Consider the following 15,581-nt stretch of genomic DNA (forward strand, 5'->3'; position numbering starts at 1 on the left):
TCTCCTCGCCGCGCGCGAGAACCCGAAGAAGGAGTCCTGCCATGCACGCCTTCGCCCACACCGACCTGCACACCGCGCTCCACGCCGGCCGCACCGCAGAACTGGCGGCCGAGGCCGCCGCCTGGCACCTCACCCGCAACGCCGCCCCGGTCGCCCCCGAGCCCGCACTGCCCGCACTACCCGTGCTGCGCAACCGGCTCGGGGAGGCCCTGATCGCCGCCGGCATCCGGCTCATGCAGCCCGCGCACGTCCACTCCCGCGTGGTGCGCGGCGGCGCCTCGTGAGCCGCCGCCCCTTCGTGGCCGTACTGGCCGCCAACACCATCTCCATAGCCGGGAGTTCCCTCACCCTCATCGCCGTCCCGTGGTTCGTCCTGCAGAGCACGGGCAGCGCCGGCCGGGCCGGGATCGTCGCCTTCTGCGCCACCCTGCCCGTCATCGTCGCCGCGCTCGTCGGCGGCCCGGTCATCGACCGGATCGGGCGCCGCCGCATCTCGGCGGCCTCCGACCTGATCTGCGCGCTGTCGATCGGCGTGATCCCGCTGCTGCACCGGGCGGGGCTGCTGGAGTTCTGGATGCTGTGCGCCCTGATGGCGATCGGCGGCCTCGTCCACACCCCCGGACTGACCGCGCGCTACGTCCTGATCCCCCACCTCGCCGAGCACGCCGGAACCACCGTCGGCAGGGTGGCCAGCCTGTACGACGCCGTCTCGCGCGGCGCCCGGATGGTCGGGGCCGCGGTGGCCGGCCTGCTCGTCACCGCCTTCGGGGCCGAGACCGTACTGCTCCTGGACGCGGCCAGCTTCGCCGCGTCGGCGCTGCTCGTGGCCGTCTTCCTGCGCGGGGTCCCGGCCGCCGATCCGCAACGCACCTCAGAGAAGGTGTCGTTCGCGGGCTACCGGGCCGAACTCGCCGAGGGATGGGCCTTCCTGACCCGCTCACGGCTGCTGACGGGCATCACCCTGATGGTGATGGTGACCAACGGCCTGGACCAGGGCTGGTCCTCGGTACTGCTGCCCGTACACGGTCGCGAGGCACTGGGCGGGCCCACCGCACTCGGCCTGATGGTGTCCGTGTTCGGCGGGTTCGCGCTGCTGGGCGCCCTGCTCTACGGGGCGTGGGGCGAGCGGTACCGGCCGAGGACGGTCTTCGCGGTGGCCTTCCTGCTGTGCGGGGCGCCCCGGTACGTCGTGGCCGCCTTCACCGACACCCCGCCGCCGCTCGCGGTGACGATGGCCCTGGCCGGGCTGGGCGCGGGCATGCTGAACCCGATCCTGACCACGGTGATGATGGAGAGGATCCCGGACGCGCTGCGCAGCCGGGTGTCCGGGGTGACCACGGCGGGCTGCGAGTTGACGATGCCGCTGGGCGGCCTCGCGGCGGGCCTGCTCGTCGACGGGTTCGGCGCCGGTCCGGCCCTGCTGGCCTTCGCCGGGGTCTATCTGCTCGCCACGCTCGGCCCGTTGGTGTTCCCCGCCTGGGGCGGCCTGAACGACCGCCCGGACCGCGTCGAGAGGACCGACCGGAGCGTGCCCGCGCAGGGCGTCAGCAGGACGGAACCGGCTGCCCCTTGTTCAGCGCCCGAAGGGCGCTCACCGCATCCGTCAGCGAAGTGACGGGGATCAGCCGAAGCCCCTCGGGAAGTTCGGACAGGGCGTCGGAGCACTCCGCCTTCGGCACGAGGAACACGCTCGCCCCGTCCCGCTTGGCGGCCTGCGTCTTCAACGCCACCCCGCCCACCGCGCCCACCTCGCCGCTCGGGCTGATCGTGCCCGTGCCGGCGATGTTCCGGCCGCCGGTGAGATCGCCGCCGCTCCCGTCGCCGTCGAGCTTGTCGACGATGCCGAGGGAGAACAGGAGACCCGCGCTCGGGCCGCCGACATCGGCGAGGTTGAGCGTGACCTTCACGTCCTTCGGGTCCTTGTGGAGATAGCCGAGCGCGGCGGCGGAGGCCGTCGACTGCGACTTGGTCATTTCCTCCAGATTGTGCTCTTCGATCTCCTCGTCGCTCCCGCCCGAGGGATACACCGCGTCCTTGGGCATGACCGCCCGCGTCGTGTCGAACCAGTGGTCGACCAGCTCGGGCAGGCGCACCGTCGTGGAGGGACCGGTGGCCTGGATGGTGGTCATCCGGAGCTGCCCCTTGGTGTCCCGGGTGGGCGCGCCCGTGACGGCGATGACGGGCTTGCCGTCACGGGAGCCGAGCACGTCGGCCGTGAGCCCGGGCTGGGCGATCACGAAGGGCAGCGGCGCGAGGGCCGCCACGGCCAGCAACCCGACCAGGGGCAGGGCGCAGAGCGCCAGGGCGGCGGGACGCGGCAGACGTGTGAGGCGTGAGAGCACCCGGCCAATCTATCGGGCCCGGTCGCGCCCTCCCGCGTGACCCGGCACGCCGGCACGCGCGGGAGAAACCCGCCCTCCCCTGCGGTGGGGATGCACTAGACCCCGTACGAGGCTTCGTACGGGGTCGCGGGCCGGGTCTCGGGCGTTCGGTCGGATCAGCGCAGGGCGTCGGCGACCTCGCGGGCGGCGTCCACCACGCGCGGGCCGACCCGCTCGGGCACGGCGTCGGCCAGCATGACGACCCCGACGCTGCCCTCCAGGCCGGTGATGCCGACCAGGGGCGCCGCGGCGCCGCTGGCGCCCGCTTCGAGTTCGCCGTGGGTCAGCGTGTACCCGGGCTCGATGAGCGTGCCCTGACGGGCGGCCAGGATGGCCCGGCCGGCCGCCCCGCGGTCCAGCGGGTGACGGAAGCCGGCCCGGTAGGCCACGTGGTAGTCGGTCCAGGTCGGCTCGACGACGGCCACGGCGAGCGCCTCGCTGCCGTCCACGAGGGTCAGGTGCGCGGTGGCCCCTATGTCCTCGGCGAGGGACCGCAGCGCGGGCAGGGCCGCCTCGCGCACGAGCGGGTGCACCTGACGGCCGAGCCGCAGCACGCCGAGTCCGACCCGTGCCCGGCCGCCGAGGTCCCGGCGGACCAGGGCGTGCTGTTCGAGCGTGGCGAGCAGGCGGTAGACCACGGTGCGGTTCACACCGAGGCGGTTGGACAGCTCCGTGACGGTCAGACCGTGGTCGGTGTCGGCGAGCAGCTTGAGGACCCGGAGCCCTCGGTCGAGAGTCTGGGAGGTTTCCGCAGTCACGACGCCTCTCCCTCTTTAGGTGGGCGGCGGTGACTCTCACGGGGTGGAGCGCTGCCGGTCCCTCGGCGACGCACGGAGAGGCCGCCGGTAGCGGCCATGGCACCGGCTGCGCTCCCGCGGCGGCGCTGCCACGGGGCGTTCGATGCGGGGACAGTATCCAGCAGGTTCGCTGAGCGGAAGGGCTCGTCCAGAATCCGGGCGCCTACTGCCCGCTTGTACCCATTTGTTCGAGCGGGTGTGTCAATTCGTAATCTTCCCCGGCATCTTCCCCACATCCTCCCCGGCGCGCATTCGCATTCCGAACGGATAGCTCCGGTTCTGCCGAAACGACGAAGGGGACCGTGCGCGTCGGCGCACGGTCCCCTCCCCGTACCCTCACGCGGGCGGCGGCGTCACCGCATCCGGGTGGCCCACTCCTGGACCTTCTTGATCCGCTCCCGCAACTGACCCGCCGTCGCCTCCGCGCTCGGCGGCCCGCCGCACACCCGGCGCAGCTCCGTGTGGATCACCCCGTGCGGCTTGCCGCTCTGGTGGACGTACGCGCCCACCATCGTGTTCAGCGACTTGCGCAGCTCCAGCAGCTCCTTGTGCGAAACCACGGGCCGCCGTTCCGCCGGCAGCTCCAGCAGGTCCGCCTCGGAGTCCGGCTTGCGCCGGCTGTGGGCGATCTGCCGCGACTGCCGCTTCTGGAGCAGCATCTGCACCTGGTCCGGCTCCAGCAGCCCGGGGATGCCCAGGTAGTCCTGCTCCTCCTCGCTGCCGGGGTGCGCCTGCATCCCGAACTCGGCGCCGTCGTACAGCACCCGGTCGAAGACGGCGTCGGACTCCAGCGCCTCGAAGGACATCTGCTCCTCGTCGCCGGTGTCCTCGTCCTCCAGCTTGTTCGCCTCGTCCATTTCCTTCTCGGACTCGGCGTACGGGTCTTCCTCGCCCTGCTTCTTCGGCTTGTCGAGGACGTGGTCGCGCTCGACTTCCATCTCGTTGGCGAAACCGAGCAGATACGGAATGGTCGGAAGAAACACGGACGCGGTCTCGCCGCGCCTGCGCGAACGTACAAATCGCCCGACTGCCTGCGCAAAGAACAAAGGAGTCGAAATGGTGGTGGCATAAACGCCCACGGCGAGGCGCGGAACGTCGACGCCCTCGGACACCATGCGGACCGCGACCATCCAGCGGTCGTCGTTCGCGCTGAAATCGTCGATGCGTTTCGAGGCGCCCGTGTCGTCGGACAGGACGACGGTCGCCTTCGTGCCGGTGATCTCCCTGATCAGCTTCGCGTACGCGCGCGCCGAGTCCTGGTCGGAGGCGATGACCAGGCCACCCGCGTCCGGGATGCCCTTGCGGACCTCCGTCAGCCGCTGGTCGGCGGCGCGCAGGACGTTCGGCATCCAGTCGCCGCGCGCGTCGAGCGCCGTGCGCCAGGCCTGCGAGATGGCGTCCTTGGTCATCGGCTCGCCGAGCCGGGCGGCGATCTCGTCGCCCGCCTTGGTGCGCCAGCGCATGTTGCCGCTGTAGGACAGGAAGATCACGGGGCGGACGACGCCGTCGCCGAGCGCGTTCCCGTAGCCGTAGGTGTAGTCGGCGGACGACCGGCGGATCCCGTCGTTCCCCTCCTCGTACGTCACGAAGGGGATCGGGTTGGTGTCGGACCGGAAGGGCGTACCGGTCAGCGCGAGCCGCCGGGTCGCCGGATCGAAGGCCTCCAGGCAGGCCTCGCCCCAGGACTTCGAGTCGCCGGCGTGGTGGATCTCGTCGAGGATCACCAGGGTCTTGCGCTGTTCGCACCGGTTGCGGTGCAGCATCGGCTTCACGCCGACGCCCGCGTACGTCACGGCGATGCCGTGGTAGTCCTTGCTCAGCGGGCCGGCCGAGTACTCGGGGTCCAGCCGGATGCCTATCCGGGCGGCGGCCTCGGCCCACTGCTTCTTCAGGTGTTCGGTCGGCGCGACCACGGTCACCTGCTGCACCACGTGGTGGTGCAGCAGCCAGGACGCGAGGGTCAGCGCGAAGGTCGTCTTGCCGGCTCCGGGGGTCGCGACCGCGAGGAAATCGCGCGGCTGGGTCTCCAGGTACCGGTTCAGCGCACCCTCTTGCCAGGCGCGCAGCTTGCTGGCGGTACCCCACGGCGCGCGGCCGGGGAAGGCGGGTGAGAGGTGGTGGGAGGCGGTAGTAGTCACGGTCTCCGGTTCGTGCTCTCGGTGTATCTGGTACGGGCGGGAAGCGGTCGTACGTAGGACAACCGGGCCACCTTACCGGCACGGGCCCGCCCCTCGCGGAGGGACAGGCCCGTGACCTCGGCGGGTGCGGCGAGCATCACATCCGTCGCGCTCGCGGCGCGCCCCGGGGGCCGTCACCGGCGTTCCCCGAGGCCGGTCCGCCCACCGGCGCGCGGACCTCGCCCCGGTCAACTCCCTTGAGGTCCGCGCCGTTCGGGGCCGGGCACGTCCGCCGCCGGGGTGGGCCGGGCGGTGTCCGGCGGGGTCGGCCGGGCGGTGTCCGCCGGGGCGGGCCGGGCGGTGTCGGCCGGGGTCGGCCGGGCGGCGGTGTCCGGCGGGGTGGGCCGGGCGGTGTCGGCCGGGGTCGGCCGGGCGGCGGTGTCCGGCGGGGTGGATCGACCGGCGCCCGGCGCCTCCGCCGCCGGGGCGGCGTGCAGCCGGGTCGCCACCCACGCCCCCACCAGCGCCACGCACGCCATCGGCAGGAAGACCACCACGAACGCCCCCGGATGCGAGGACGCCCCGCCGGAGGTCACGGCGTGCGCGGCCCCCACCGTTCCCCCGCCCAGCGCGGCGAACGCCGCCCCGCCGGCCGCCAGCAGCACCACATTGGCCAGCGCGTCGGAGATCTGCAGCGCGGCGGAGTTCGCACCGGCCTCCTGCGGCGCGGACAGCTCCAGCAGCAGCACGCTCGTCGAGCCGATCACCAAGCCCATCCCGAGGCACCCGATCGCCCAGGCCAACGCCAGCGTCCACACCGGAACCCACGTCAACAGCACCGTCGGGGCGACCGCGATGGCGAACGCCACCAGCACCATCCCGCCGACCATCAGCCGTTCCCGGTACGGCGCCATCCGCCCCTTCGACTGGACCCAGGAGCCGCCCGCCCAGGTGAGCCCGCCCAGTGCCAGCGAGAACCCGGCCAGGGTCGGGCTCAGCCCCCGCTGGGTGACCAGCATCAGCGGCACGAAACTCTCGGCCGCGATGAACGAACCCGCCGCCACCCCCCGCAGCAACACCACCGACGGCAGCCCGCGCCGGGCCAGGTACGTGCCGCGCGGCAGCAACCCCCGCGCCGCCGGCACCAGCAGCGCCGCGCCCGCGACGGCCGGCACGACCGAGAGCCACCGCAGGTCCTGGGCGGCGTACTGGAGCAGCCCCGCACCCGCCGAGATCCCGAGGGCGAGCCGGATCCGCCGCCGGTCGAAGGCCACCGGCTCCCCGCCGGCCACCGGCCCCGACGCGGTCCGACGGATCGCCGGTATCGCCACGACCAGCGGTACGACGACCAACGCGGGGATCGCGAGGAACACCCACCGCCAGCCGAGGTGCTCGGTCACCGTCCCGGCGGCCAGCGGGCCCACGATCGAGGGGACCACCCAGCTCGCGGCGAACGCGGCCATGATCGCGGGGCGCAGCCGCTCGTCGTAGGCCCGGCTGACGACCACGTACAGGGCGACGATCACCAGCCCGCCACCGAAGCCCTGCACCGCCCGCCCGAGCAGGAACACCCACATCCCGGCGGCCGTCCCCGACAGCACCAGCCCGCCGGCGAACGCCCCGATCCCGAGGGCGAGCGGCCGCAGCGGCCCCTGCCGGTCGGCCCACTGCCCGGACAGCACCATGCCGAACAGGCTCGTCGTGAAGTAGGAGGAGAAGGCGAAGGCGTACAGACCGATCCCGTTCAGCTCCCGCGCGGCGACCGGCATGGCCGTGCCGACGGCGGTCGCCTCGAAGGCGATGAGGAACACGACGGAGATGATGCCGATGCTGAGCGTCCGGTACGCGGCCCCGAGGATCCCGCCCGGGGACTCCGAGGGCTCGGGCGAGGCCGGTGCGGCGGCCTCGGGGACACGGGGTTCCAGTGCGCTCATCGCCCCAGCGTAAGGTCCATACCTCTGCTTCGTCCCTGTCAATTCGACCGATCCCGACTCCGCCTCCGGGCCTAGGCCGTCTCTTTCGGATCGTGCCTGACCCGCGCCGCCCGGCACGATCCGAAAGAGACGGCCCAGGACTGTGAACGGAGCATGGCAGTCGCGTTGCGGCACCCGCGCCCCCCTTCCACCGCCGCTGGGCGCCTCGTACGGTCGTACTCGTCACCACCACACAGCCGTGTGCCCGAGTGGTTGAGGGACTCGCCTGCAAAGCGAGTTACGCCGGTTCGATTCCGGTCACGGCTTCGCATGCGAGGGCTGTCCGGGAACCAGGTTCCCGGACAGCCCTTCGTCATGGTCGGTACCGCTCGTGCCGCCCGATCAGTTGCCCGCGCGCCGCCCGAGCACGGTGGTGACGGCCCCGCCGACGATCAGCACGCCCACCAGCCCGAGCCCGATCCACCACACCGTGCCGCGGAACGCGGCCGCGTCGTCCGCCCCGGATTCCGTCGACGGCCCGGCGTCGCCGGCCGCCATCGCCGCGGCCGCGGCGACGAAGTCGGGCAGCGGGTACACGTCAGCCGGCCCGGGGGGACCCGGAGTGGGCATCGCGATCCGGGGCCGGGCCACCCCGTACCCGACCCCGTCGTTGCGCACCGCACCGCTCAGGGGAGCGCCGGCGGTGTTGAGCAGGACCCGGAGCACCTGGTTGTTGGTCCAGTCGGGGTGGGCGGACCAGAGCAGTGCGGCCGACGCGGAGGCCAGGGCGGTGGCCTCTCCGGTCCCGTGACTCTTGCAGTAACCCGCCTTGCCCCGGCAGGCCGTGAGGATGTCGACGCCCGGCGCGGACATGTCGACCTGCGGTCCCGCCAGCGACTCCGCGGTCGGCTTGCCGCCCGGATCGACGGCGGCGACCCCCACCACACCGGGCGTGGCGGCCGGATACCGGAGCCCGCCCGCCTTCTCGGCCGAGGACTCCTCGCCCACGGCCGCGAAGACCAGCTTGCCCTTGGACAGCGCGTACTTCACCGCGTCGTCCCCCGCCGGGTCGGCCGTCGCCGTGGACATGGAGATGTTGACGACCTTCGCGTCCGAGTCGGCCGCGCGACGGATCGCCGCCGCCCAGGACGACTCCCCCGGCGTGTCCTCCCGAGGCACCCTGATCGGCAGGATCTTCACCCCCGGGGCGATCCCGGACAACCCTTCGCCACCGGAGCCCTTGCCCGTACCGGCGATGATCGTGGCCATCGACGTACCGTGCCCGTCCCGGTCCGTACGCTCGTCACCCTCGGCCTTGCCCCCGGCGAGGTCCACACCGGGCAGCACCTGCCCCTCCAACTCGGGCACGCGTCCCACACCACTGTCGATGACAGCCACCGTGACGCCCTTGCCCGTGCCGACCTTCCAGAACTCGGCCGCCTTCATCGCGGTGAGGTGCCACTGCTGCTCGCGAACGGTCTCCGCACGGGCCGGCGCCCCGGCAACCCCGACCACCAGCAGACCGGCCAACACCGGCCCCGCCCCGCGCAAGAACCGCCGATACCCCCCCGTCAACCCCATCAACGCCTCGCGCGCCGCACGACGACAGCCGCAACGGCACCGCCGATGAGCACACAAGCCCCCAACCCCAACGCGAGCCACGGAAGCCCCCCGCCGGACTCCTGCGCCCCGGCCCGAGGAACAGGCGCGGGCTCCACCGACTCGGAGGCCTTGGCACCCGGCACCCCGGAAGGCGCCTTACCGGCGCCGGCACCCGCGAGATCAGGCAACGGATACACATCGGCCGGCCCGGGATCACCGGGCGTCGGCACCGCAATCCGGGGGCGAACCACTCCGTAGCCGATACCGTCATTGCGCTCGGCACCGTCGACGGGCTTCCCGGCCGTGTTCAGCAAGACCCGAAGCACCTGATTGTTGGTCCAGTCGGGATGCAACGACCACACGAGTGCGGCCGACGCGGAGGCGAGGGCGGTGGCATCACTGGTGCCGTGAGTCTTGCAGAGCCCTGTCTGGTCACGACAGGCCGAGACAATGTCGACACCGGGGGCGGTCATGTCGACCTGCGGCCCGCGCTGCGATTCCTCGGTCACAACACCCTTGGAGTTCACAGCGCCGACCCCAACTACGCCCGGCGTGGCAGCCGGATAGTTGATCTCATTGGTCGACGCCCCTTCATTGCCGACAGAAGCAAAGATCAACTTTCCCTTCGATACGGCATACTTCACCGCTTCGGTTCGAGCGAGGTCATCTTTCGGCACGCTCAGGGAAATATTGATGATCTTGGCGTCCGAGTCCGCCGCATATCGAATCGCTGCAGTCCAGGATGGGGTTGTCAGATCCAACTCGTGCGGGACCCGCAGTGGGAGGATCTTGGCTTCGGGAGCAAGTCCCATTGCTCCGTCGCCGCTTGGATGCTTTCCAGTGCCAGCAATGATCGAAGCCATGGAGGTGCCGTGACCGTCGTAGTCCGTACGCTGGTCGCCTTCGGCTTTCCCCCCTGCGAAATCCTTGCCGACCAGCACCTGACCCTCCAACTCGGGAATGCGCGCCACACCACTGTCAATCACAGCGACCGTGACACCCGCACCCTTGCTGACTTTCCAGATCGCGTCGGCCTTCATGACATCGAGATGCCACTGCTGCTCACGAATGGTCTCCGCGTGGGCCGGGTTGACAGCAACCCCGGACAACAATAGGCCTACGAAAACCGAGGTCGCCTTACGCATGCGCATCCCGTGCAACGTCCGTTCTGCTCAGTCAATCACCGGCGGCACAACACGACGGTTGGCCTGCCAGGTCTCTTCGTCCTCGGCCAGGTAATCGGGGCGTTCGCCCCCCTGCCCGTCGCGCCGCTTACCCGGGCCTTGAACACCCGCAGCGCCATGTCCCATGCCACCAACCGGCCCGGCTCCCGCCACACCGCGCACAAGCCCCGAGCCGCCCTGCGTGAACGACTGACCACCGGTGATTGAGCGACCGCCCGAGACAGGTGGGCGCCCACCAACGACACCGCCGGGCTCTGTGGCGAATCGGCGACCGACCGCTGAGCCACCTGATGCGCCATGCGCCCCACCAGTGCCTCCACCCATGCCACCGCCCATCACGCCGCGACCGGCTGTCTGGCCACCTTCCGCGCCGATGACCGTGCCGCGCGGGATACCGGCACTGGGGCCGACTCCAGAGATCGGCCGACCCCCGACGATCCCCGTGTCTCGCGGAGGAAGTCCTGCAACAGCGCCGGCCTTGCCCGTAAGACCGCCTGCCCCAGGGAACATCCCGCCGCCCACGGGGCCAAGACCACCACCGGGCTTCACCACGGCGATCGGCGAAACCGGCACAAGCGGAGTAGCCCCACCAGGTGTGACAGCGGTACCGCCAGGCCCTACCGCCCCGGCACCAACCGGGGCCTGAGGCAGAGACTTGTCCGGTAGCGTCCCGACATGGTTGAGATCCAGGTCGGGAATCGCTGAAACAGGGGCGGTCGTCGGCCCGGTGGTCGAGGGCGCGACAAAGGAGTCGTTCGACCCTGGCGAGCGTCCGGTCGGGACATCAAGCTCGCTGGATGATGCCCCCGACGCAACCTGCGGACCATGGGAAGGACCGCCCGAGTTGCCGACGGTTCCAGACCCGCCCCCAGGTCGCTCGATGATGGTTGACCCGTTGTCACCTTGTGGAACAAAGTTCGCCGGCGGCGGGGGGAACGTCGGGATCTCCGCCTTGTTCATCTGGTACGCCGACTGCGTGTACGAGGAGGCCAGCTTCTCCAACTGCTGAACGGCGCCCGCGCGATGCGCTTCCAGCTTTCGCCAGGAATCCCGAGAGATCGGCTGCATGTCCGGGTCGTTGTGGAACTTCCTGGCCGCCGCGTAGTTGGCCAATTCCGGCTCGACTTCGCCCCGCTTCGGCATGTCCCGCCGAACCTCGCGCATGGTCTGCCCGGCCTCGACCATGTACTTGCCGCCGGTGGCGCTGTACTCGCTCAGGCGGAGTGTCGCGCTGCCCGCCTGGCTCACCCATTCCTGGAAGGCGGTCGACGCCTCGCCCTCCCAGCCGGACACCTTGTGCGACTTCAGGATCTCCCCGATCGCCTTGATGTCCCCGGCGGCCTTGACCAACGCCGTGCCCCGTGCCTCCACCGTCTCGGGGCTGAAGTGCGCCACCATCGCCATCAGTTGTTCGATCGAGTAGTCCCCGAAGCCCGGCATCAGTTCCCCCCTTGCGGATAGTCCTGGCCACCGGGCGTCGGCGCCTTGTACAGCGGGTCCCGCTGCGGGACGTAGTCCTCGTGCGCCTTCGCCGAGATCGCGGCCATCCGGCGGCGGGTCTCCTCGTCGATGCCCGCGAAGCCCTTGCCCGCCATTCGGATCGCGATGCCCAGGCCCTCGATCTGTCCCGCCAGCCCCTTCGACAGGTTCACCAGTTGTTCGTGCACCGTCGTGTAGGCGGTCTGCAGTTGGGCGGCCTCAGGGAAACCCTGCCCCAGCACGCCGGCCGGCAGTGTCCCGTCGGCCAGCTTCTTGTCCGCCGCCGCCGACCCGTCGAGCTTGTCGAGGAGGTCGTCGACCAGCTTCTTGTAGCCGTTCAGCGTCTCGTACTCGATCCGCATCGCCGCCGTCGGCGGGGGTCCTCCGACGTACGGTCCCGGCACACCCTGCCCGTAATCCAATGCCACGACGGCCTCCCCGACTCCCCGTTGTCCCCGGGGGAGCGGTGTCGGCACCGCTCCCCGTCCCCGTTCGCACGCGCCTGCACTCATTCGCATGCACTCGTTCGCAATGCGTTCACACGCACACGTGCGCAGTCTCGCCGGCCACTCTAGCGACCGGCGCGGACAGCCCCAACCCCGGGGTTGCACGTGCAATGGGCTTCACACGGTCAGGAGTTGGGCGCCGCCACCGCCGCGGATGGCCGGATCGGGATCCTGTTGACCGGTCGTCCGGTGGCGGATCGGACGGCCGAGGCCACGGCCGCCGGGGTCGTCACCACGGGGACGGCGCTCGCCGCCTTGGCCCCGAACGGGGCCACCACGTCGCGTTCCTCGACCAGTTTGACGATGCGGACCGCCGGCGCGTCCAGCGCGGTGGGCAGGGCGTAGCCCGTGAGGTCGGGGTGGCGGATGACTCCCCCGATCGAGCGGAGGTTCTCCGTCAGGGCCGCGCCCACGCCCTGGGTGACGCCCGCCTCGATACGGGCTTCGAGCTGGCGGGGGTTGAGAACGCGGCCGACGTCCTGGGCGACGGCGAGTTCGACGACGCGTACGGAGCCCAACTCGATGTCCACGTCCACCACCGCCCGGATCGCGCAGAACGCGAGCCCGACGAAGGCGTCGCCCTGGCCGTCGGCGTCCAGGGGTTCGGTGGGGTGGGGGCGGCACTGGGCCGTGGCCCAGAGTTCCTTGCCCTCTATCGCCTCGGCGACGGTCGTGGAGAACGCCCCGTCGTACGACGTGATCCGGCCGTCCGTGATCTGGAGCAGTTCGGTGGACATGCCCAATTTGTGGGCCATCGGCTGGAGGAGCTGGGTACGGACCATCTTCGCCGCGCGTTCGACGGCCCCGCCCGACACCCACGTGTGTCGCCCGTGCGCGGCCGGTCCGGCCGGCGGCTGGTCGGTGTCGACGGCGGCCGTCACGACCTCGTCGACGCCGAGGACCTCTTGGACGATCTGTCGGGCGAGCGTGGCGAAGCCCTGGCCGGTGTCGACGGCCGCGCAGATGACGGTGGCCGCACCGTCCACGATCTTCACGGTGGCGGTGGAGACCTCGTCGGTCCCCTCCGCGCCGAGCATGTGGACCATGCCGACGCCGTACCCGACGCCGCGCCGGACCGCGCCCGGTTCGCCCGCGCCCTCCGGGCCGCCGGGCAGCAGCCACTCGTCCTCGGGGGTGTCCTTCGGGAGGGACGGAAGCGGGTGGTCGCGTACCGCGCGCAGGAGTTCGGCGACCGGCGCGGGGCAGGTGACCGTCTGGCCGGTGGGCAGGAGGTCGCCGGTGGCCAGGACGTTGCGCATGCGCAGCTCGGCGCCGTCGATGCCGAGGGCAGCCGCGAGCTTGTCCATCTGGCCTTCGTAGGCGGCGCACACCTGCATGGCGCCCTCGCCGCGCACGTGGCCCGACGGCGGGTTGTTCGTGCGTACCACCCAGCCCTCGACGAAGGCGTGCGGGACGACGTACGGGCCGCACGCGAACGCCACGGCGGCGGCCAGCGATTCCGAGGACGAGTCGGCGTACGCGCCCGCGTCCATCAGGATCTGTGCCTCGACCTTGACCAGCCGGCCCTCCGCGTCCGCGTGGTGGCGGTAGCGCAGGAGCGTCGGGTGGCGGTGGGCGTGGCCGAGGAAGGACTCCTCGCGGGTGGCGGCCAGTTTGACGGGGCAGCCGGTGCGCAGGGCCAGCAGGCCGAGCGGCAGTTGGAACGCCGGGTCCTCGCGGTCGGCGGTCGCCCCGGGGACGCCGGTGACGACGATCCGTACCCGGTCGGGCTCCAGCCCGAAGCAGGCGGCGGCCAGGTCGCGGTCGGTGTGCGGGTCGGTGGAGGCGGTGTAGATCTCCACTCCGCCGTCGGGGCGCGGTACGGCCAGTCCGGCCTCGGCGCCGATGGGCGCCGGGTCCTGGCGGCCGATGCGGTACAGGCCCTCGACGACGACCTCGCCGGTCGCGTCCGGGTCGCCGTAGCGCAGCGGGATGTGCCGGATCAGGTTCCCGTCGGGGTGCAGGGCGGGGGCGCCGAACGCCTGCTCGGGGTCGGTGATCGCTTCGAGCGGTTCGTACTCGACGGTGATGGCGGCGGCCGCGAGGCGGGCGGTGTCGGGGTGGTCGGCGGCCACGGCGGCGATGGGCTCGCCGTGGTGGCGTACCACGTCGTGGGCGAAGACGGGCCGGTCGGCGATGCGGCGGCCGTGGGTGGTGGCGCCGGGGACGTCGGCGTGGGTGACGACGGCGCGGACGCCCGGCATGGCGGCAGCCGCCGTGGTGTCGACGGAGAGGATGCGGGCGTGGGCGTGCGGGGAGCGCAGTACGGCCGCCCACAGCAGTCCTTCGGCCCACAGGTCGGCGGCGTAGGGGAACGTGCCGCCGGTCTTGGCCCGGGCGTCGGCGGACGGGACGGAGGCGCCGATCCCGCGCAGCGGTTCCTGCCCGTCCTCCGCTCCGGGGCCCGGGGTCGTCGTCACGGTGGCCGTGCTCGTCGCGGTGGCCGCGTCCTGCCCGCTCACGCCGAGCCTCCGTTGGGGTGGATGCCGCCCTCGCCGGGCGGGGCCTGGTGCGGGATGCGCGTCTCGGAACCGGAACCGGAACCGGAACCGGTGCCGGAGCCCGTGCCGGAACCGGAGTCGCCGGCGGCGGTCGCCTCGCGCTCGGAGACGACCTCGCGGACGGCCTCGATGACGCCCTTGTAGCCGGAGCAGCGGCAGAGGTTGCCGCAGAGCGCCTGGCGCGTCTCCAGCTCGCTCGGCGCGTGATTGCCTTCCAGCAGGTCATGGATGGTCATGGCCATGCCGGGGATGCAGAACCCGCACTGCACCCCGCCCGACCTGCACAACGCTTCCTGTACGTCGGAGAGTTCCCCGTCCGTGGCGAGACCCTCGACCGTCCGGACCTCGCTGGACGCGGCGGTCGCGGCGGGCACCAGGCAGGACGCGACGAGCCGGCCGTCCACCTGCACGGCGCAGGCCCCGCACTCGCCCTGCGAGCATCCGTCCTTGGCGCCGGCGAGGCCGAGCCGCTCGCGCAGCACGTACAGCAGCGACTCGCCGATCCAGGCGCCGGTGACGGGGCGGTCGGCCCCGTTGACGCGCAGGACGTAGGAAGCCAGCGGATGCTCGTGATGGGCGTCGGCCCCCGCGTCGTCTTCTTCGTACGTCGTCTCCCCGAGCGGGACATCGGGCCGGTCGCCCGCGTCCGGGAGTGCCACGGCACTGTCCGGGGCGTCCTCGACCGGCACGTCCGGCGCGGTGGCTTCGGCGCGACCGCCGGCGGGCTCCTGCTCGGGCTCGACGAACACGAGCCCGTGCCCGTCGGTGGCCTCCGGCCCGGCCGGGGCGTCCGCGCGCCCCTCCCCGGGCTCGGGCTCCGACCCGCCCACGTCCAAGCCGCGCCCGTCCGTGGCGAGACCGTCCCGGTCCACCGCGAACCCGCGCCCGTCCGTGGCGAACCCGTCGCGATCGTCCACCGCGAACCCGCGACCGTCCGTGGCGAGACCGTCCCGGTCCACCGCGAACCCGCGCCCATCCGTACCGAACCCGTCGCGATCGTCCACCGCGAACCCGTCGCGATCGTCCACCGCGAACCCGCGACCGTCCGTGGCGAGACCGTCCCGGTCCACCGCGAACCCGCGCCCATCCGTACCGAACCCC

11 protein-coding genes, 1 tRNA gene and 1 pseudogene are annotated in these 15,581 nt (G+C 72.0%); 3 read left to right on the forward strand and 10 right to left on the reverse strand.

Translation table 11 applies throughout. The features are described from left to right. Positions 1 to 41 precede the first annotated feature (41 nt). Complete coding sequence (locus tag ACFYW3_RS09160; RefSeq protein ID WP_389385934.1) at positions 42 to 284, forward strand: hypothetical protein; 243 nt, start codon at positions 42 to 44, stop codon at positions 282 to 284. Beyond that, positions 281 to 1,615, forward strand: coding sequence for an MFS transporter (locus ACFYW3_RS09165; protein ID WP_389385935.1), 1,335 nt, complete (start codon positions 281 to 283; stop codon positions 1,613 to 1,615). Before ACFYW3_RS09160 ends, ACFYW3_RS09165 begins: the two co-directional genes overlap by 4 nt. On the opposite strand, the gene ACFYW3_RS09170 is transcribed toward ACFYW3_RS09165, so the two are convergent. The 4 genes and pseudogenes from ACFYW3_RS09170 to ACFYW3_RS09185 form a co-directional block, all read right to left on the reverse strand. Beyond that, complete coding sequence (locus tag ACFYW3_RS09170) at positions 1,545 to 2,342, reverse strand: S16 family serine protease (RefSeq protein ID WP_351753996.1); 798 nt, start codon at positions 2,340 to 2,342, stop codon at positions 1,545 to 1,547. The genes ACFYW3_RS09165 and ACFYW3_RS09170 overlap by 71 nt on opposite strands. 155 nt (positions 2,343 to 2,497) lie before the next feature. Then, positions 2,498 to 3,139: an IclR family transcriptional regulator gene (locus ACFYW3_RS09175; protein WP_053684560.1), complete on the reverse strand. Its 642-nt coding sequence runs from the start codon at positions 3,137 to 3,139 to the stop codon at positions 2,498 to 2,500. A gap of 392 nt (positions 3,140 to 3,531) precedes the next feature. Beyond that, positions 3,532 to 5,316: a DEAD/DEAH box helicase gene (locus ACFYW3_RS09180; RefSeq protein WP_267826185.1), complete on the reverse strand. Its 1,785-nt coding sequence runs from the start codon at positions 5,314 to 5,316 to the stop codon at positions 3,532 to 3,534. A gap of 470 nt (positions 5,317 to 5,786) precedes the next feature. Beyond that, a pseudogene (locus tag ACFYW3_RS09185) lies at positions 5,787 to 7,229 on the reverse strand (MFS transporter); the annotation flags it as partial. A gap of 234 nt (positions 7,230 to 7,463) precedes the next feature. Between ACFYW3_RS09185 and ACFYW3_RS09190 the strand changes: the two are divergent. Beyond that, positions 7,464 to 7,535 (forward strand) — tRNA-Cys (locus ACFYW3_RS09190). A gap of 75 nt (positions 7,536 to 7,610) precedes the next feature. On the opposite strand, the gene ACFYW3_RS09195 is transcribed toward ACFYW3_RS09190, so the two are convergent. The 6 genes from ACFYW3_RS09195 to ACFYW3_RS09220 form a co-directional block, all read right to left on the reverse strand. Next, positions 7,611 to 8,759 (reverse strand): S8 family serine peptidase, encoded by a 1,149-nt coding sequence (locus ACFYW3_RS09195; RefSeq protein ID WP_389385936.1) that lies wholly within the window; start codon positions 8,757 to 8,759, stop codon positions 7,611 to 7,613. Positions 8,760 to 8,788: 29 nt separating this feature from the next. Then, entirely contained in the window at positions 8,789 to 9,961 is a 1,173-nt protein-coding gene (gene mycP / locus ACFYW3_RS09200; protein WP_389385937.1) for a type VII secretion-associated serine protease mycosin, read from the reverse strand. A 21-nt stretch (positions 9,962 to 9,982) separates the two neighbouring features. Then, positions 9,983 to 11,434 (reverse strand): WXG100 family type VII secretion target, encoded by a 1,452-nt coding sequence (locus tag ACFYW3_RS09205; protein WP_389385938.1) that lies wholly within the window; start codon positions 11,432 to 11,434, stop codon positions 9,983 to 9,985. Then, positions 11,434 to 11,901, reverse strand: a complete 468-nt coding sequence (locus ACFYW3_RS09210; protein WP_351754012.1) for a DUF2563 family protein — start codon at positions 11,899 to 11,901, stop codon at positions 11,434 to 11,436. The genes ACFYW3_RS09205 and ACFYW3_RS09210 overlap by 1 nt, the downstream gene beginning before the upstream one ends. Positions 11,902 to 12,104: 203 nt before the next feature. Continuing rightward, on the reverse strand, positions 12,105 to 14,441 hold the full coding sequence (locus tag ACFYW3_RS09215) for a xanthine dehydrogenase family protein molybdopterin-binding subunit (protein ID WP_389385939.1): 2,337 nt from the start codon (positions 14,439 to 14,441) through the stop codon (positions 12,105 to 12,107). Further along, positions 14,438 to 15,581 (reverse strand): (2Fe-2S)-binding protein (locus ACFYW3_RS09220; protein WP_389385940.1); only part of this gene is annotated, 1,144 nt, incomplete at its 5' end. The genes ACFYW3_RS09215 and ACFYW3_RS09220, both read right to left, overlap by 4 nt.

The sequence above is a fragment of the Streptomyces sp. NPDC002602 genome (assembly GCF_042889445.1).
Taxonomy (GTDB): domain Bacteria; phylum Actinomycetota; class Actinomycetes; order Streptomycetales; family Streptomycetaceae; genus Streptomyces.

Coding starts and splice junctions, on each gene's coding strand:
- mycP (WP_389385937.1), bottom strand. CDS start 9,961: ATGCGCATGCGTAAGGCGACCTCGGTTTTCGTAGGCCTATTGTTGTCC.
- ACFYW3_RS09205 (WP_389385938.1), bottom strand. CDS start 11,434: ATGCCGGGCTTCGGGGACTACTCGATCGAACAACTGATGGCGATGGTG.
- ACFYW3_RS09160 (WP_389385934.1), top strand. CDS start 42: ATGCACGCCTTCGCCCACACCGACCTGCACACCGCGCTCCACGCCGGC.